Genomic DNA, 17971 nt, shown 5'->3' with positions numbered 1-17971 from the left:
ACTGTATAAATCTCCAAATTATATTCTCTCTTCTTTTCACCGTCTCTCTTCTACACTGCGCTTAAATCCTATATAAGTAACCGCAAAATAGATTGCATAGACTCCAAAGAACAACAAAAACGCAATGCCGAAATACTGAAGTACCGATGTCTTCACTCCCGTATAGAAGATAAATTTCCGACTGATATAGACTGTAATCACCCCGCTGATTCCTGCGGCAAACAGTGCCGGGCAGAGATAATATACCCCCAGCTGCTTGAAAATAAGGCGGGAAATCTCCTTCATTCCAAGTCCAAGCTTTCCAAGCACCTCATAACGGAATCGATATTTGGACGCATCAGAAAGCTGCTGCACGGTCAGCACAGTAAGTGCTACACAGACAAATACCAGCCCGATGTAAAATGCCGGGAAAATCACGGTAGATAAAATGTAACGAATCTCAGGGATTGCATTATCCCTCACAACATAGTATGCCGCATAGGTAACCACCGTATCGGAACCAAAGCACCAGTTTCTCCATTCACTCTCACCCGAAGCTTCCCCTTTATAGTCAACAGACTCTGCATCATCTTCTATGTTTTCCAGTCTACGCTGAAGATCAGCCGGAGCTTTCCCTTTGATGTCCACTGCCAGCTCAGCATAAAACGGCGTCATCTTCTGAATCACCCGATCCGGCACTACAATCACATAATCCCCACCATTATGTCCATCCTGGGAAAACGGCTCGGTCTGATATCCAGCTAACCGAAGCGGCGTTCCATCATTTGCATTTTCTGCAATCTTCATCCCTTTCGTGAATTCTCCTACTTCCTGATAAATACGTTCCTTTACATGTACAAGATATGCATCATCCTCTAAGTGAACCGGGTCATAGCCAAGCATTTTCCGCAAATGATTGTAATCACTCAAGCCCATAAACGTATCAAAACTACAATAAGACTGTTCCTGTTCTTTCTTAAGCTTCTCTCTATCTGCCGTCCCGTCTGCCTTTAAATATTTGTCACCAAAATACTGCAAATGCGTATAAAGCCAATGATTCACCTGGGCAGTTTTGTCCGTATAAATCGAATAGACATAACTTTCCTTCACGGTTGTATGATTTTCTATTACTTCCAGCTCCTCTGCGAAATCATCTGCCGCATCACTGCTGTAAGCATGCACATCAAAGGGAAATTTATCCTGTAAAATTTGATCCTGATAATCACTGAACATCATTGCCGCCGAACAGCCAAGAAATGCAATGGTAAAAAGGGATGTCAGCGTTCCCATTGTAAAGCGCATTGATTTAAGCTTGGAAGAAAACTGACGCATTAAAAAAAGATTCTGCCCCCGGTATATCGCCTTTCCTTTCTTTCTAACATAGCAGATCAGCCATGCAGAAAGACCTGTATAGAAAAGATAAATCACCAATACCAGACCTACCAGAAATACTAGGATACTTCCTACATTTAAGAGCCACCCCTGAAGAAGAAGCACCCCAAATACCACTAGAAAAAGAAGTGATAGGGGAAGAAGCCACCGCTTTGCTCCTTCATGCTTTTCCACGATTTCTTCATTCTTTCGCTGCGCTTCCATCAGATCATGGATATTCATTTTCCGAAATTTCCGTCTGCAGCGAAAAAGCGCCAACAGATAGCAACCTCCATAGCATGACATCGTCATCAAAATACAATATCGATTCATCTCCAGATGAAGATGATAATTGACCTGTATCATTCCATACAAAACAGACATCAGAATCTGCTGAATCAGAATCCCAAGTCCCATACCGGGAAGGAATGCTCCTATTCCAAGAAGAAGATTCTCCCGCATATAAAGTCCGGCGATCTCCTTCTTTTTCATACCTATCAAAAGATAGATCCCAAATTCCCGGCTTCTCTTTTCCATGATAAACCGAACCATATAATGAATCAGCCACGCAACAATCAACACAACGAAAAATGTAGCAAGCCCCACCATCGCCGCCATTGCCCCTGCAACTTCAAACATATTCTGTACATCTTTGGAAAACAGAATACTGTTAAATGCGAACATAAGCGCCGTCACAAAAGTCATCGTCAAAAAATAGACCAGATAATCTTTTGCCAACCCCATTACATTGCGAACTGCAAGCTTTCTATTCATCTTCCAGTTCACCTCCTGTTAAAGAAAGCACGTCTAAGATTTCATTGAGGAAATCTCTTCGGCTCTTCGCTCCCTTCACTAGCTCATGGAAGATCTTCCCATCTTTTAGAAACAGGATCCTTCCGCAGTAGCTGGCAGAAAAAGCGTCATGGGTTACCATGAAAATCGTAGTCCGAAGGTTCTCATTCAACTGGCAAAATGTCTTAAGAAGTGTCTGCGCAGAACGGGAATCCAGCGCTCCTGTAGGCTCATCTGCCAGCAGAAGACATGGATCATTGACCAGCGCTCTTGCACAGGCACAGCGCTGCTTCTGCCCTCCGGATACCTGATATGGAAACTGATCCCGGATTCCGTCAATTCCAAGCAATCTCATAATCTGATCACATTTCTTCTGAATCTGACGCCGGCTGCCCTTATGAAGTGTCATCGCAAGGATAATATTTTCCTCCAGCGTCAGCGTATCCAAAAGATTATATTCCTGAAATACGAAACCTAGATTATCCTTCCGAAACCTGGATAATTCATCTTCTGTAAGTTCCGTAATATCCGTATCCCCATAATAAATGTGTCCCGCCGTCACCTGATCAATGGTAGATAAAAGATTCAGAAGTGTACTCTTTCCAGAGCCGGACGCTCCCATCACTCCTACAAACTCTCCTTGTTCCACCTGGAAACTAACCCGGTCTACCGCCTTTGTCACCTGATTTCCATTTCCATAATATTTTTCTACATCGCATACGCGGATGTTCTGCTTCATCTGCCTTCACTCCTTCTTGTCTTTCTTTTCAGCCTTTTCTTTTCCCAGGATCTTTGCTGTTATCTTTATCTTATCAGGCTTCTGAAGATCGTTGTATCGAATTTCCTTTCGCAAGTCTTACAATTCTGTAAGATAACTGCTGACCGGGAACGTCAGGATAACCTTTGTCCCCTCTCCTTCTTTGGATTCTGCCAAAATACCAATTCCAAGCTTTCTGCAAAGTTTTTTGCACAGATAAAGTCCCATCCCCGTGGAACGCTCTGTATTTCGCCCATTACTTCCGGTAAAACCTTTCTCAAAAATACGGTCTTTTTCTTCCGTTTTCATTCCAATTCCATTATCCTGCACCATAAGCTTCGTACCATTTTCATCCCTCTGTGTGAAAATATAGATATAAGGAGACTCTCCTTTCCGGTACTTGGAACTATTTAAAATCAACTGATTCAAAATAAATCCAATCCATTTCTCGTCTGTATACGCAGAGTCTTTGCAGTCTATCTCCACCCGCATTTTGCTTTGAATCAGATACTGTTTATTCTTCTGTACCGCTTCTGCTGCAACTTTTCCAAGATCCGTCTTCTTGATCATGTAATCTTTGTAAACCTCATCCGACCGTGCGTAGTAGAGAGCCATATCCACGTAATTTTCAATCTTACGATTCTCCAGTCGAATCCTTCTTGTCAACTCATTTTTCTCATTCTCACACATCAATTCGATTCCGGTAATCGGCGCCTTGATCTCATGCACCCAGCCTTCAATATATTCCCGATATTCCGTCTTTTCTTCCTCAATCGCGTGGATTCTTTCAATCACTGCTTTATTCGACTTACGAATCAGTTCCCGGTAAATCCCATCCTCCATCCGACAGGAATCCGGCATCAGCTCTCCTAAAAGATATCTCTGATCCACCTGCTCCATCGTATCTATCATCTTTTCAAAATATCTTTTTCTAGAGACATATCGAACCAAAAGCCACACTGTTAATACTAGAGTCCACACTACCGCAATCAGCACAATCCCGCTGTTTGAATATCCTGTCACATGAAGGAAAGCACACAAAAGCGCCACACATACAATGTGAAGAAGGATCAGCAGCATCTGATCCTTCATGTATGTTCCGATCTGAAATTGAAATCCTTGTCTTTGTTTCATATATAATACCCCATCCCTCTCTTGGTTCCGATCAGGTCGTGAACCCCGATCTCTTTTAACTTTCCCCGGATACGGGTGATATTGACACTTAGCGTATTGTCATCGATAAACACCTGCTGATCCCACAGATATTCAATCAGATCTATCCGAGAGACGATCTGCCCCGGATGCAAGAACAGATAGTGCAGAATTTTCAGTTCATTTTTGGTAAGTTCCACACACTCTGCCTTCTGCCCGGTTTCTGATTCTCCCCTTTTTCTTGCAATCTCTCCGCGGGCAAGATCCAGGATCACATCACTATAGCTAATCGTAGGCGATTCCTGTTCTTTTTGTCCTTTCGCAGACCGCTTCAGCACTGCAGCAATCCGTGCCAGCAGAATCGGCGGCTGAAATGGCTTGGTAATATAATCATCTGCCCCTTTTAACATTCCCGTCAGCTCATCCATGGAATCTGTACGGCTGGTAAGAAAAATCACTGGAACCTCTGATTGCTGCCGGATTCTGGAACAGATATCATAGCCCGATATTCCCGGAAGATTCAAATCCAAAAGCACCAGATCCGGGCTTTTTTCCGCCACTTCTTTTGCCGCATTTGAAAATGTCTCCACTTCCTGTACTTGATACAGTGCATTTCTAAGAAGCTGGCAGATCTCCTGGCGAATTGCCGGCTCATCCTCTACCACCATAATCGTAAACGCCACCCTGGCACCTCCTATTCCACTGTCGGACACGGACAAAAACGATCTATCGTACGGTTAAAGAACCGATAAAAAATCCGTCCATATAAGCTGCCGAAGATATTGTGTGCAATCCGAAGAAAAATCGCTGCCGGAAGACCAAATAATCCCGCTGCAACTGCAATTGCCCCGAAGGTATTAAATACCGACTGCCACCGATAGCTTGCCGACAAGCCTACGCCGATTCCTCCAATGATTCCCGCATATGCAAGAAAGGACGGAGAAAGCCAAAGATACAAAAGAAGAAACAGAATTCCTCCGATAATATTCCCCGGAATTCTTGCGTCCGAACGCTTTTTGGAGTCATTCTCAAAGGGAAGCATCACCGACATCGCTGCAATTCCAGCCCACATAGATCTAGGAAGATGAAGTATCTCTGCAGCCGCCATTACAGACGCAATTCCCAGTGTCAGCGCAATCTGCCATCTGGTTCTGGAAGACTTCAGATCAATCTCACGGAAAAGATCCCGAATCGTTCTTTTATACACCCTGTTTTTGTGTCCTTTGTAAAACACGATCATCGTCAGTGCTGCTCCAACGGCTAATGCTCCTATCCGTACCGTGAATGCAGTTCCCGACACATCATACCCATAAAGCAAAAGATATCCTAACACTACCGTAGAATGATTCGACATCAACAGATTATGACAGCTTAAGAATACCAGCACGAAAATAGCCGCCGTATTGATCAGCATTCCTACTATAGGTCCCGTCAGATTGGCAAGTTTGGGCCCTATCAACAGAATTCCAAATACCAACGCAAGTACCAGCTGGGAGTCTTTCCTATCTATTCCAAAATCTGCATTTTTAAACACCATCAAAAACAGAAGAATCACAACGCCGACAATGCTGTTCTCCTGACCAAAAATCTGACCATAGGCCATCACAAAACACATACAAAACATCATGGTAATTGCAATTTTACACATATAGATCGCTGTATGATGAAGTTTTTCCCTTCTTCCTGATACACTCCGAATGAGCGCCTTAGATCCTTCCTGGTTTAATTGCAATTCCTGATAAAATGTCATAAAATCTTCCTTTCTTAGTTCTCATTTTTCGTTTTCTTCAAACAGACGGGGACGTAGTGTTTTTCGTCTCCTACTACGTCCCCTGCTTTTCATTTTATTTGATCAACAAGCTTGTTCCTGTCATCTCTTTTGGCTGTTCCATTCCCATCAGTTCAATCAAGGTTGGTGCAATATCTGCAAGGCATCCGCCTTCTCTTAAGCTGTATGCCGGATCTGCGTTAACCAGAATAAACGGTACCGGATTAGTGGTATGTGCAGTGAATGGCTCACCCGTCTCTCCATCAATCAGCTGCTCTGCATTTCCGTGGTCCGCACAGATAAACATCTGTCCATCCACTTCTTTGATTGCTTCTACCGTTCTTCCGACACATTCATCTACCGCTTCAATTGCTTTGATGGCTGCATCTTCCACTCCGGTGTGTCCAACCATATCCGGATTTGCAAAATTGATAATAATAACATCATATTTATCGGATTTGATCGCATCTACCAGCTTATCGCATACCTCATAGGCACTCATTTCCGGCTTCAAATCATAAGTCGCAACCTTTGGAGATTTTACAAGAATACGATCCTCGCCAGCATTTGGCTCTTCTACTCCTCCATTGAAGAAGAAAGTCACATGTGCGTACTTTTCTGTCTCTGCAATACGAGCCTGTTTCTTACCGTTCTTTGCAAGGAATTCTCCAAATGTATTCGTAATCTCTTCTTTCACAAATGCAACCTGCTTATTTGCAATCGTTACATCATATTCTGTAAAGCATACGAAAGTTGTATGGAGTCTGTCTCCACGCTCAAATCCGTCAAAATTATCATCACAGAAGGTTCTCGTAATCTCTCTTGCACGGTCCGGACGGAAGTTAAAGAAAATCACAGAATCATTCTCTTTAATTGTCGCAACAGCTGCGCCATCCTTTTCTACTACCGTCGGAAGTACGAATTCATCCGTCACATCCTGATCATAAGAAGCCTGAATTCCAGCTGGTGCGCTTGCTGCTTTCTCACCCTCGCCAAATACAAGTGCACGGTAAGCCTTCTCCACACGATCCCAGCGGTTATCACGATCCATTGCATAGTAACGTCCCATCACAGAAGCAACTTCTCCGATTCCGATCTCTTTCATCTTCGCTTCCAATGCCTCTACATACTCTTTTCCAGATGCCGGAGGGGTGTCACGTCCGTCTAAGAAACAGTGTACATAAACCTTCTGAAGTCCCTGTTTCTTTGCCAGTTCCAGAAGTCCATAGATATGGCTGTTGTGGCTGTGTACGCCGCCATCGGACACCAGTCCGAATAAGTGCAGTGCACTGTCATTCTTCTTTGCATTTTCACAAGCTGCAAGAAGCGCTGCATTTTCAAAGAAGTCTCCGTCCTGAATCGATTTGGTGATTTTGGTCAGATCCTGATATACAATCCGTCCTGCTCCCATATTCAGATGTCCAACCTCAGAGTTTCCCATCTGTCCGTCTGGAAGACCAACTGCCATTCCACTTGCATTTCCTTTTACAAATGGATACTCTGCCATCAGCTGATCCATAACCGGAGTCTTACCTTCTGCCACAGCGTTTCCTGTGGTGTTTTCATTCAATCCATATCCATCTAAAATCATCAATACTGTTGGTTTCTTACTCATATTGCTATTCTCCTTCTCTTTTATACACGGTGTCAAAATACTTCTGCTTCCTCCTGCCCACACTGACTGTCAAGCCAGGCATCCGCAAGATGAATCCACTGTGCACATTCTTTCTGTATTCCACTTCCATCCATCCGTTCTACCAGCGGACTGGCAAGGCTTAATCCATGCTCTCCCTCTGGGAAAATATGAAGCTCCACCGGAACCTTTACCCGTCGAAGCGCCATTGCCATCAAAAGGGAATTTTCTACCGGCACCGTCCCATCCTTTGCCGTGTGCCAAATAAAACAAGGCGGCATCGCATGTGTCACTTGACGTTCCAAAGACATGGCATCCTCACAGATCGAACGCTTTTCTCCTAAAAGGTTCTCAAAGCTTCCAAGGTGCTGATATCTTGGATCTGCAGTAATTACCGGATAACTCAGCAAAAGCCCGCGAACCTTTAACTGATCGGAATCCGTCTTAAGCTTAGAAGCCATAAACTCCTGATTCCAAAAGATTCCATAGCTTGCTGCCAGATGACCTCCTGCGGAAGAGCCCTGAACGAAGATTCTCTCCTCATCAACATTCCATTCCCTCGCATGTTCTCGGATCTGTTTCACTGCTGCTCCCACTTCCAGCACCTGTACCGGGAACCGGCAGGGCGCCACGGAATACCGAAGGACGCAGGAATGATAGCCCCGGCTCAAAAAATGCATTGCCAGCGGTTCTCCTTCCCGGAAGCTGGTCTTCTCATATCCGCCGCCCGGACAGATCAGCACCATAGGCCGCTTCTGAATCTTTAGATTCTTGTCGCGAGGCGTATCCAAAAGATACATCTGCATCTTGGTATCCTTTGCAGATCCTTCTACACTGACCGCAATCTCTTCATATCTCATATCCAATCACCTTTATGCGCTGCAACCCAAAAATCGTAGGGAGCATATGCTGCCCCCTACGACTGAGCATAATTCTTACTTATAGTTTACGATCTTACCGAAGTCAGCCTTTAAGGAAGCTCCTCCTACCAGTCCGCCGTCGATATCAGCCTGTGCAAATAATTCTGCTGCATTTCCTGCATTTACAGATCCGCCGTACTGAATACGGATTGCCTCTGCTGTCGCCTCATCGTAGATCTCAGCGATGCATGCACGAATGCCGGCACATACTTCTTCTGCCTGCTCTGTAGTTGCTGTCTTACCTGTTCCGATTGCCCAGATTGGCTCGTAAGCGATAACAGCTTCTTTTGCCTGATCTGCAGTTACGTTCAGGAAGCCGATTTTTACCTGCTGACGGATGAAGTCCATAGTAACACCCTGCTCTCTCTGCTCTAATGTCTCACCACAGCACATGATTGGTGTAATTCCATGCTCAAAAGCTTTGAGCATCTTCTTATTTACTGTCTCATCTGTCTCTGCGAAATATTCTCTTCTCTCAGAGTGTCCCAGTACTACGTATTTTACGCCAGCGTCTGTCAGCATTGCCGGAGAAATCTCTCCTGTATATGCTCCGCTCTCTTCAAAATACATATTCTCTGCTCCAACCTGAATGTTGGTGCCTTTGCAGGCTTCAACAACCGGAATAATGTCGATTGCCGGTACGCAGAATACAACATCTACGTCTTCACTTGCTACCAATGGTTTTAATTCTTCAACCAGTGCAACTGCCTCACTTGGAGTTTTGTTCATCTTCCAGTTGCCTGCTACAATTTTTCTTCTTGCCATTTTCCTATATCTCCTCAATATTGGTATGTTCCCTTTCCCGGGTTCACAAATACCTTATTTATTATTTGCTGCCGCAACACCTGGCAGTTCTTTTCCCTCTAAGAATTCCAGAGAAGCGCCGCCACCTGTAGAAATGTGCGTCATCTTATCTCCATATCCCAGCTGGTTTACTGCTGCTGCAGAGTCTCCACCACCAATGATGGTTGTTGCATCTGTCTGTGCAAGTGCTTTTGCAACTGCTTCTGTTCCATGAGCGAATTTTGGCATCTCGAAGCATCCCATTGGTCCGTTCCATACAACAGTCTTTGCATCTGCTACAGCATCACAGAAGATCTTCTCTGTGTCTGGTCCGATATCCATACCTTCCCAGCCTTCCGGAATCTCTCCACTCTTAACAACCTGTGTATTTGCATCATTAGAGAAGTCATCTCCGATAATATTATCAACTGGCAGTAATAATTTCACGCCCTTTTCTTCAGCCTTTTTCAGCATATCAAGAGCATACTGAAGATAATCATCTTCGCAAAGAGAAGTTCCGATCTTTCCGCCAAGTGCTTTACAGAATGTGTAAGACATTCCACCACCGATAATCAGTGTATCTACTTTATCGATCAAGTTCTCGATAACAGAAATCTTGCTGGAAACCTTTGCTCCTCCAAGAATAGCAACGAATGGTCTCTCCGGATTGTTTACTGCATTTCCAAGGAAATCAATCTCTTTCTGCATTAAGTAACCAACAACTGCAGTATCTACAAACTCAGTTACTCCTACGTTAGAACAGTGTGCACGATGTGCTGTACCGAACGCATCGTTTACAAATACGTCACACAGGGAAGCAAGTTCTTTGCTGAATGCCTCACCATTCTTAGTCTCTTCTGCTCTGTAACGGGTATTTTCAAGAAGGATCACTTCTCCATCTTTCATTGCCTCTACTGCAGCTTTTGCATTTGCTCCTACAACTTCTGGATCAGCAGCAAATTTTACTTCCTGTCCAAGAAGTTCGGATAAACGTACTGCTACTGGTGCCAGAGATAATTCCGGCTTTGGCTCTCCCTTCGGTTTTCCAAGGTGGGAACACAGAATCACCTTTCCGCCATCAGCGATCAGCTTTTTGATCGTTGGCAGTGCAGCAACAAGACGGTTCTCATCTGTGATCTTTCCGTCGATAAGAGGAACGTTAAAGTCACATCTTACCAGGACTTTTTTCCCTTTTACATTAATGTCATCTACTGATTTTTTGTTAAGCATATCCTTGCCTCCTCAGATTTTTCTAATAAACAAAAGGGTCCGGTCCATAAAGACCGGACCCTTGTTGAGTCTTAATAATACTAATAATGTAGTTCTTTCAAATTAAGCTAACTCAGAGAAGTATTTGATTGTTCTTACCATCTGGCTTGTGTAAGAGTTCTCATTGTCATACCAAGAAACAACCTGAACCTCTGTAGTTCCGTTGTCTAATGGCAGAACCATTGTCTGAGTTGCATCGAACAGAGAACCATACTTCATACCAACGATGTCGCTGGATACGATCTCATCTGTGTTGTATCCGAAAGATTCTGTAGCTGCTGCCTTCATAGCTGCATTTACTTCATCAACGGTAACGTTTCCTTCAACAACTGCTGTTAAGATTGTTGTAGATCCTGTTGGGGTTGGAACACGCTGAGCTGCTCCGATTAATTTTCCGTTCAGTTCTGGGATAACAAGACCGATAGCCTTAGCTGCTCCTGTACTGTTTGGAACGATGTTTACTGCTGCTGCACGAGATCTTCTTAAATCCCCCTTTCTCTGTGGTCCGTCAAGAGTCATCTGATCTCCTGTGTAAGCGTGAATTGTACACATAATACCGGATTTGATCTTAGCAAGATCATTCAGAGCCTTAGCCATAGGTGCTAAACAGTTTGTTGTACAAGAAGCTGCAGAAATTACAGTATCTTCTGGCTTCAGTTCTGTATGGTTAACATTGTATACGATTGTAGGAAGGTCGTTTCCTGCTGGTGCAGAGATAACAACTTTTCTAGCTCCTGCTTTTACGTGAGCAGATGCTTTCTCTTTGGATGTATAGAATCCTGTACACTCAAGTACTACGTCAACACCGATTTCTCCCCATGGAAGTTCCTCAGCATTAGCCTTTGCATAAATTTTGATTTCTTTTCCGTCTACAATGATAGAATCCTCTGTAGCTTCTACCTTGTCAGCCAGAGCATATCTTCCCTGAGAAGAATCATATTTTAACAGGTGAGCAAGCATCTTTGGAGATGTCAGGTCGTTGATTGCAACTACCTCATATCCTTCTGCTCCGAACATCTGTCTGAATGCAAGACGTCCAATACGTCCAAATCCATTAATCGCTACTTTTACTGCCATGATTAATTCCTCCTAAAGTTTTATATTGACTGCTTTTCACAGTCTTTATTATCATGAATCCTTAATCTTGTTAAAGAATCATCAACCGTTTTTTATTGTACTAAATTTGATACAAAAATTCAAGTGCTTTTACACTTTTTCATCAAAGTGCCCGAAATACCGGCTTACGACCCTGAAATTCTGTATAGTACCGAAAACCACAGTCTCTCAAAATCTCTATTCCCCGGTCAAAATCATAGGCAATATGTTCTGGTTTGTGACCATCTGCCCCCACGGTAAGAATCTCTCCACCTAATTCCCGGTAGCGTCTCAGTACATCCTGATGAGGATGTGCGTAGGGAAGGCCATACTTCAATCCCGCGGTATTTAATTCCAGACCTTTTCCTTTGGAAATCAGCGTTTTTAAAATTTCATCTATCAGATCCTGATACCGCCGATACGAATATTCCTGCTCTCTTGCGCTTCCATAGCGTGTCATATAATCTAAATGACCAAGCACATCAAAGGATTCATGCAGGCGGACATCTTCCAGCGTCTCCTCTAATGTCGCCCGGTAAACTTCTTCGTCCGTTCGTCCCTCGAACACACTGCCCGCAGCAATGTCCCGCCTCCAGATGCTGTGCACGGATCCGATTACAAAATCAAACGGATATTTCTCCACAAATTCCTGGTAAAATGGTGCAAGATAGGGCTGCATTCCTATTTCTACACCGATATTTACCCGGATCTTTCCCTGGTACTTTTCCTGAAGCGGCCGAAGAACCTGAAAATATGCTTCCGGATCAAAAATATCTTCGGCTCCCCATTCCATATTATCCTTATCGAAATGATCGGTAATGCAGATCATCTCTAGTCCCTTTTGAATGGCACCCTGAATCATCTCTTCTGGCAGCGCCTCCGAATCGTGGGAAAAATTTGTATGCATATGCACGTCTGCTCTCATTCTACTCATCTCCTATAATTGTTCCGCCGCCAAGCACATACTCTCCTTCATAGAGAACAACTGCCTGGCCTGGAGTAATGGCGCGCTGAGGCTCTTCAAAGGTGCATAGGATTTCATCCTCTCCAGTCTTTTCCACAATACACCACGCCCCTTTATGGTTGTAGCGAATCTTTGCCCAAACCCGTCTCTTCTCCGGCAGATCTTCCACTGACATAAAATTCACCTGATTTGCTCTCACATAATGAGACATGGACTCCTCATTGCTTCCTACTACAACTTCATTCGTCTCCGGACGAATCTCCAATACAAAAACCGGATGTCCCAGAGACAGTCCCAAGCCTTTTCGCTGACCGACCGTATAATGTATGATTCCCTTATGTTGTCCTACCACTGTTCCATCACTCAACACGAAATTTCCCGGTTCGATTTTCTTCACGCTGTTTGCTTCTATATAGGAGGCGTAATCTCCATCCGGCACAAAACAAATATCCTGACTGTCCGGCTTATCTGCAATCCTAAGCCCAATTTTTTCTGCCATTTTACGAATCTCTTCTTTGGTATAATCGCCTACCGGCATCTTGGTTCTGGAAAGTTGTTCCTGTGTCAGATTGTACAACGCATACGTCTGATCTTTTGCCGCTGTCTGAGAAGTACGCACCGCGTATCTTCCATTTTCCAGCTGATCGATTCTAGCATAATGACCGGTCGCAATATAGTCTGCCCCGATATCCAGACTTCTCTTTAGCAAAGCCTCCCACTTCACATAGCGGTTACAGGCAATGCAAGGATTCGGCGTACGCCCCTGCTGATATTCTCCGATAAAATAATCGATCACCCGTTCCTTAAAGTCCTGCCTGAAATTCATAACATAGTAAGGAACTTCAAGGGATGCCGCCACTCTTCTGGCATCTTCAACTGCGCTTAACCCGCAGCAGCCTCCATTCTCTTCCTGATCGTCTTTTTCTTCCTCCTGCCAGATCTGCATGGTTACTCCAATTACATCATATCCCTGTTCTTTCAGAAGCCATGCTGCCACAGAAGAATCCACACCGCCTGACATTCCGACTACAACCTTCTTTTTCTCCATTTTACGCCTCCGGCCTAGTATTCTTCTTCCTCTTCTTCATCTTCGTGAATATCTGATTTTGGTTTTTCCAGACCTTCAATCTTAATATCGTGCTTTTCTGCATAATCCCAAAGGGCTGCATGAATTGCCTCTTCTGCCAGCAAAGAGCAGTGAACTTTCACCGGCGGAAGTCCATCGAGGGCTTCCATAACCGCTTTATTTGTCACTTCCATCGCTTCCTGAATGTTCTTACCCTTAACCAGCTCCGTTGCCATACTACTGGTTGCAACTGCAGCTCCGCACCCGAAAGTTTTAAACTTTACATCCTGGATAATCTGATTCTCATCAATATCCAGATAAATTCTCATAATATCTCCGCACTTTGCGTTTCCTACCGTACCTACACCGCTTGCGTTTTCAATTTCTCCCATATTTCTAGGATTCTGAAAATGATCCATTACTTTTTCTGTATACATACACTTTTCTCCTTATTGATTCTCTGTTTCTATCGTTTTATTATTTGCTTTTTCCACACTTTGAACTATTCCAAATTAATTCCCCTGCTTTTTTATGAAATCTTCATAAAGCGGAGACATACTTCTTAGACGGGTCACAATCTCTTTCAGGCTCTCTACCACATAATCAATCTCTTCTTTTGTAATCTCTTCATTCAGAGTCAGGCGCAAAGAACCATGTGCAATCTCATGCGGAAGCCCGATTGCCAGAAGGACATGGGATGGGTCTAACGATCCTGATGTGCAGGCAGATCCGCTTGATCCACAAATTCCTTTCATGTCCAGCATAATCAGAAGAGACTCTCCTTCAATAAATCGGAAACTAAAGTTCGCATTATTCGGAAGCCGATCGGTACGATGTCCATTCAGCTTACAGTAAGGAATCTCCGCCAGCACGCGCTCAATCAGATAATCCCGAAGCTGCGTCTCTTTCTTTGCTCTGTCTTCCATCGTATCTGCCGCCCGTTTTACCGCTGTTCCAAGACCGATGATTCCCGGCACATTTTCCGTTCCCGCACGTCTTTTTCTTTCCTGTGATCCGCCATGCACAAAGGAACGAATCTTCACACCTTTGCGAATATACAAAAATCCGATTCCTTTTGGACCATTCAATTTGTGTCCGCTTGCACTTAACATATCAATATGACATTCATCCACATTGATCGGTACCTGTCCAAATGCCTGAACCGCATCGGTATGGAAGAGAATCCCATGCTCATGTGCAATCTCGCCGATTTCTTTAATCGGCTCAATGGTTCCTATTTCATTATTAGCATACATAACAGAAATCAAAATGGTAGTTGGACGAATCGCTGCTTTTAAGTCCTCTAGCTTCACCTTTCCATCTTCATCCACATCCAAATAAGTAACTTCAAACCCTCTTTTTTCCAGATATTCTCCCGTATGAAGAATCGCATGATGTTCAATTTTGGTTGTAATAATGTGGTTTCCTTTATCCTGATAAGCTTCTGCTGTTGCTTTCAGCGCCCAGTTGTCAGATTCCGAGCCGCCCGCCGTAAAATAAATCTCATTGGCATTTGCGCCCAGTACTTCTGCAATCCGCTCACGCTGACAGGTAATGTCCTCTTTATTAGATGCTGCAAAACTATATACACTGGATGGATTTCCAAATTTTTCTGTAAAGTATGGAAGCATTGCCTCCACCACTTCCGGCGCCGTCTTTGTGGTTGCCGCATTATCTAAATAAATCAGTCTGTCCATATTCTTTCCTCCTGTTTTTTCTCAAATCTTTTGATCTTTTCTTCTCTATTTCCATACATCGCCATTTTAACTGTTGCAGCGGTGCTCTCCCTCTTCTCCTGACGGATTTACTTCTAGACTCTTCTGAACCAGTTCATCCAGCATAATCTCATTTACCGTCTGGTTAATGCTGTCATTAATCTTCTGCCACACATATTTGGTAACGCAGCTTCCCGCTGACCCACACCCTTCTTCCGAATAGAAAGCTGCACATTTTACCGGTTCCAGGCTTCCTTCCAGCGCCCGCAGTACATCTCCAACAGAGATCTCCGCTCTTGGCTTTGCCAGCACATAGCCCCCGGATGCACCCCGGATACTTTTGACTAATCCCGCCTTCTTAAGAAGGGCTACCAACTGTTCCAGATATCTTTCTGATATATCCTGACGCAACGCAATACTTCCAATGGAAACCGGTTCTTTATCTGCATATCTGGCAAGATCAATCATTGCCCGAAGTCCGTATCTTCCCTTTGTCGAAAGCTTCAAATTCTCACCTTCTTTTTAATCCCTAGTATTTTACTTGGATATCTTTCTTCTGTAGAATACCATCGCATTTTGGTTCTGTCAAGCGCTTCCCCGGAATATCTTATAACAATATCACTATTTCTGCGTTTTTAAGGAGTCTTTCATGTCAAGAAAGCATTTGCTCTTAAAAGGGACCTTTATTTTAACTGCAACCGGATTCATCACACGGTTTATGGGCTTTTTCTATCGCATCTTTTTAAGCCACACATTCGGGGAGGAAGGAGTCGGTCTGTACCAGCTGATTTTCCCGGTCTATGCCCTGGGCTATTCTCTAACCTGTGCCGGCATCGAACTAGCATTATCCCGCCTCGTTGCCAGAGAACTGACGAAAGGGAATGAAAAAAACGCCAGACAGCTTTTGATTACCAGCCTATTTCTGACGGTATCTTTTTCCCTTATCATCACCTTTTTCCTGCAGCAGTCTTCATCCTTTCTTGCTAAAAACGTTCTTTGTGACCTTCGCTGCACCCGATTTCTACTTATTTTGTCCTATGTCTTTCCTTTTGCCGCCGTTCACAGCTGTATCTGCGGTTACTACTTTGGAAGAAAACAGACAAAAATTCCCGCTCTGTCTCAACTTCTAGAACAGGGCATCCGAATTCTGTCCGTATTTCTTCTGTATCAGTATTTGACAAAACATAGTATCTCCTTCGATATCTCGATTGCAGTAACCGGACTAATTGCCGGAGAGGCATTTTCATCCTTATTCTGCCTATATGCCGTCAGAAACCACCACCTATTTGGTCCATTTGCACCGCCTGCACCTTCCACATTTTTCAATCATACCAAGGAACTGCTTTGTCTGTCTGCACCTTTAACTGCCAGCCGCATCCTATTGAATATCCTGCAGAGCATCGAGGCAGTCTCCATTCCGGTTCGTCTGCAAATTTATGGCATGACGGTAAAGGAATCCCTAAGCATTTACGGTGTATTAACCGGAATGGCACTCCCTTGCATCTTGTTTCCTTCTGCCATCACTAACTCCGTCTCCACTATGCTGCTCCCAACGGTTGCAGAGATCCAAGCATCCAAACACCGGATGGGGCTGAAAAATCTGGTAAAGAAAGTGACTTACTCCTGCATTTTTCTTGGCAGTATCTGCTGCGTTTTCTTTATTACTTTTGGCAGATGGTTCGGAAAAACTTTATTTCACAGTCCGCTGGCCGGAAATTTTATCTTTCTGCTGTCATTCATGTGCCCCTTTCTTTATCCCAACAATACACTCCTTAGTGTAATCAATGGAATCGGAAAAACTACGCTTTCTTTTTTCATCAATACCTTAAGCCTGGGAATCCGAATCTTTAGTGTATGGATCCTGATCCCACATTTTGGCATACTGGGATATCTGTATGGGCTGTTGGCAAGCCAGATTTGCATCTTTCTACTCTGCATTTTCTTTTTGTCAAATTTTTTAAAAAGTCAAAATTGATGTTGAAAAAGTCTTATCCCAAAAAGAGCCGGAGTGTCCAAATTATTCTCCCAACACTCCGGCTCTTTCTTTACAATGTTTTTAAAAATCCCTGCATCAGGATCGGATTCACATAAGCTTCCAGCACTAATCCAATAGCTAGAAATAATATGGTACTAACCGTTTTTTGTGCGTTCCAGCGCATAACCGGGTAGGTATAAAAGTACCAGATGAGAATCAGATATCCCGCAATATAGAAAATCATATGCGGCGTCATCCCAATCAAACACAAGATCAACCCTTGAATTCCCATCTGCAGTACCGATGCTGTCATGATCATTCCACAGGAAAAACCTGTCCATAGTAAGAACGCAGAAACAACTACTCTTCGGAACCTGGTATACCCAAGCATAGCTAGCAAAACAACCGGCAGAATCCGAATTCTCCCCAAATACCAAAGATAATCCGGCATATCAATCTCTACCATTCCATATTGCTGCAGGAAAAAATCATTGAAAATCCCAATATTTCCAATATAGTCTCGCGTCATAAGATTCGCATAAACAATGCCCACTGCAAATCCAAGCATGCCAAACGCTGCCAGCATCCTTTGATTCCTTTGTATCTTCACATCCATCCCTCCTGTCTCTTTTCGTTCGCTAAAACTCCATTTCAAAATGTCATGCAAAAGATACTTCATTATATGCCATTCCTGGTTTTTATTATGCTTTTATAACGCTTCCTCTTTTATTT

At 43.8% G+C, this 17971-nt stretch carries 17 protein-coding genes; 1 reads left to right on the top strand and 16 read right to left on the bottom strand.

The window, feature by feature from the left end; genetic code table 11:
• Window positions 1-36: 36 nt before the first annotated feature.
• The 15 genes from WKT00_RS01800 to WKT00_RS01730 form a co-directional block, all read right to left on the bottom strand.
• Window positions 37-2124 carry an FtsX-like permease family protein gene (locus tag WKT00_RS01800; protein WP_340260564.1) on the bottom strand — a complete coding sequence of 696 codons (2088 nt, stop codon included), beginning with the start codon at window positions 2122-2124 and terminating at the stop codon, window positions 37-39.
• On the bottom strand, window positions 2117-2881 hold the full coding sequence (locus WKT00_RS01795) for an ABC transporter ATP-binding protein (RefSeq protein ID WP_101694432.1): 765 nt from the start codon (window positions 2879-2881) through the stop codon (window positions 2117-2119). The genes WKT00_RS01800 and WKT00_RS01795 overlap by 8 nt, the downstream gene beginning before the upstream one ends.
• A 117-nt stretch (window positions 2882-2998) precedes the next feature.
• The gene (locus tag WKT00_RS01790) at window positions 2999-4033 is read right to left on the bottom strand and encodes a sensor histidine kinase (RefSeq protein ID WP_101694433.1); all 1035 of its coding nucleotides are present in this window, start codon (window positions 4031-4033) and stop codon (window positions 2999-3001) included.
• Window positions 4030-4719 carry a response regulator gene (locus WKT00_RS01785; protein WP_101694764.1) on the bottom strand — a complete coding sequence of 230 codons (690 nt, stop codon included), beginning with the start codon at window positions 4717-4719 and terminating at the stop codon, window positions 4030-4032. The genes WKT00_RS01790 and WKT00_RS01785 overlap by 4 nt, the downstream gene beginning before the upstream one ends.
• 26 nt (window positions 4720-4745) lie before the next feature.
• Window positions 4746-5801, bottom strand: coding sequence for an FUSC family protein (locus WKT00_RS01780; RefSeq protein ID WP_340260561.1), 1056 nt, complete (start codon window positions 5799-5801; stop codon window positions 4746-4748).
• Between the two features lie 94 nt (window positions 5802-5895).
• Window positions 5896-7434 carry a 2,3-bisphosphoglycerate-independent phosphoglycerate mutase gene (gene gpmI, locus WKT00_RS01775; protein WP_173814206.1) on the bottom strand — a complete coding sequence of 513 codons (1539 nt, stop codon included), beginning with the start codon at window positions 7432-7434 and terminating at the stop codon, window positions 5896-5898.
• Between the two features lie 32 nt (window positions 7435-7466).
• Window positions 7467-8312: an alpha/beta hydrolase gene (locus tag WKT00_RS01770; protein WP_173814205.1), complete on the bottom strand. Its 846-nt coding sequence runs from the start codon at window positions 8310-8312 to the stop codon at window positions 7467-7469.
• A 75-nt stretch (window positions 8313-8387) separates the two neighbouring features.
• On the bottom strand, window positions 8388-9137 hold the full coding sequence (tpiA, locus tag WKT00_RS01765; RefSeq protein ID WP_101694437.1) for a triose-phosphate isomerase: 750 nt from the start codon (window positions 9135-9137) through the stop codon (window positions 8388-8390).
• 54 nt (window positions 9138-9191) lie between these two features.
• Window positions 9192-10385, bottom strand: coding sequence for a phosphoglycerate kinase (locus tag WKT00_RS01760; RefSeq protein ID WP_173814204.1), 1194 nt, complete (start codon window positions 10383-10385; stop codon window positions 9192-9194).
• Window positions 10386-10487: 102 nt separating this feature from the next.
• Window positions 10488-11501 carry a type I glyceraldehyde-3-phosphate dehydrogenase gene (gap, locus tag WKT00_RS01755; protein ID WP_101694439.1) on the bottom strand — a complete coding sequence of 338 codons (1014 nt, stop codon included), beginning with the start codon at window positions 11499-11501 and terminating at the stop codon, window positions 10488-10490.
• A 142-nt stretch (window positions 11502-11643) separates the two neighbouring features.
• A complete protein-coding gene (locus tag WKT00_RS01750; RefSeq protein WP_340260555.1) occupies window positions 11644-12444 on the bottom strand; it encodes a histidinol-phosphatase HisJ family protein in 801 nt (266 codons plus the stop codon).
• A gap of 1 nt (window position 12445) precedes the next feature.
• The gene (gene mnmA, locus WKT00_RS01745; RefSeq protein WP_340260553.1) at window positions 12446-13531 is read right to left on the bottom strand and encodes a tRNA 2-thiouridine(34) synthase MnmA; all 1086 of its coding nucleotides are present in this window, start codon (window positions 13529-13531) and stop codon (window positions 12446-12448) included.
• Between the two features lie 14 nt (window positions 13532-13545).
• Window positions 13546-13986: a Fe-S cluster assembly scaffold protein NifU gene (nifU, locus tag WKT00_RS01740; RefSeq protein ID WP_101694442.1), complete on the bottom strand. Its 441-nt coding sequence runs from the start codon at window positions 13984-13986 to the stop codon at window positions 13546-13548.
• Between the two features lie 75 nt (window positions 13987-14061).
• Window positions 14062-15246: a cysteine desulfurase NifS gene (gene nifS, locus WKT00_RS01735; protein WP_340260551.1), complete on the bottom strand. Its 1185-nt coding sequence runs from the start codon at window positions 15244-15246 to the stop codon at window positions 14062-14064.
• 66 nt (window positions 15247-15312) lie between these two features.
• Entirely contained in the window at window positions 15313-15771 is a 459-nt protein-coding gene (locus WKT00_RS01730; protein WP_101694444.1) for an RrF2 family transcriptional regulator, read from the bottom strand.
• 142 nt (window positions 15772-15913) lie between these two features.
• Between WKT00_RS01730 and WKT00_RS01725 the strand changes: the two genes are divergently transcribed.
• A complete protein-coding gene (locus tag WKT00_RS01725; protein ID WP_173814201.1) occupies window positions 15914-17239 on the top strand; it encodes a polysaccharide biosynthesis protein in 1326 nt (441 codons plus the stop codon).
• Window positions 17240-17309: 70 nt separating this feature from the next.
• On the opposite strand, the gene WKT00_RS01720 is transcribed toward WKT00_RS01725, so the two are convergent.
• The gene (locus WKT00_RS01720) at window positions 17310-17855 is read right to left on the bottom strand and encodes a stage II sporulation protein M (RefSeq protein WP_340261538.1); all 546 of its coding nucleotides are present in this window, start codon (window positions 17853-17855) and stop codon (window positions 17310-17312) included.
• Window positions 17856-17971: the final 116 nt, after the last annotated feature.

It is taken from the genome of Dorea sp. ICN-14282 (assembly GCF_037890115.1).
GTDB lineage: Bacteria > Bacillota > Clostridia > Lachnospirales > Lachnospiraceae > Dorea_B > Dorea_B phocaeensis.
Note: the sequence above shows the minus strand (reverse complement) of the source record. Positions and strands in the feature narration are given on the sequence as shown.

Bases quoted from the DNA above. Each gene is read 5' to 3' on its own strand.
- WKT00_RS01725 (WP_173814201.1), top strand. From the start codon at position 15,914: ATGTCAAGAAAGCATTTGCTCTTAAAAGGGACCTTTATTTTAACTGCA.
- nifS (WP_340260551.1), bottom strand. From the start codon at position 15,246: ATGGACAGACTGATTTATTTAGATAATGCGGCAACCACAAAGACGGCG.
- gap (WP_101694439.1), bottom strand. From the start codon at position 11,501: ATGGCAGTAAAAGTAGCGATTAATGGATTTGGACGTATTGGACGTCTT.
- WKT00_RS01720 (WP_340261538.1), bottom strand. From the start codon at position 17,855: ATGGATGTGAAGATACAAAGGAATCAAAGGATGCTGGCAGCGTTTGGC.
- WKT00_RS01770 (WP_173814205.1), bottom strand. From the start codon at position 8,312: ATGAGATATGAAGAGATTGCGGTCAGTGTAGAAGGATCTGCAAAGGAT.
- WKT00_RS01800 (WP_340260564.1), bottom strand. From the start codon at position 2,124: ATGAATAGAAAGCTTGCAGTTCGCAATGTAATGGGGTTGGCAAAAGAT.
- gpmI (WP_173814206.1), bottom strand. From the start codon at position 7,434: ATGAGTAAGAAACCAACAGTATTGATGATTTTAGATGGATATGGATTG.
- WKT00_RS01780 (WP_340260561.1), bottom strand. From the start codon at position 5,801: ATGACATTTTATCAGGAATTGCAATTAAACCAGGAAGGATCTAAGGCG.
- mnmA (WP_340260553.1), bottom strand. From the start codon at position 13,531: ATGGAGAAAAAGAAGGTTGTAGTCGGAATGTCAGGCGGTGTGGATTCT.
- WKT00_RS01790 (WP_101694433.1), bottom strand. From the start codon at position 4,033: ATGAAACAAAGACAAGGATTTCAATTTCAGATCGGAACATACATGAAG.
- WKT00_RS01750 (WP_340260555.1), bottom strand. From the start codon at position 12,444: ATGAGAGCAGACGTGCATATGCATACAAATTTTTCCCACGATTCGGAG.
- WKT00_RS01795 (WP_101694432.1), bottom strand. From the start codon at position 2,881: ATGAAGCAGAACATCCGCGTATGCGATGTAGAAAAATATTATGGAAAT.
- tpiA (WP_101694437.1), bottom strand. From the start codon at position 9,137: ATGGCAAGAAGAAAAATTGTAGCAGGCAACTGGAAGATGAACAAAACT.
- WKT00_RS01785 (WP_101694764.1), bottom strand. From the start codon at position 4,719: ATGGTGGTAGAGGATGAGCCGGCAATTCGCCAGGAGATCTGCCAGCTT.
- nifU (WP_101694442.1), bottom strand. From the start codon at position 13,986: ATGTATACAGAAAAAGTAATGGATCATTTTCAGAATCCTAGAAATATG.
- WKT00_RS01760 (WP_173814204.1), bottom strand. From the start codon at position 10,385: ATGCTTAACAAAAAATCAGTAGATGACATTAATGTAAAAGGGAAAAAA.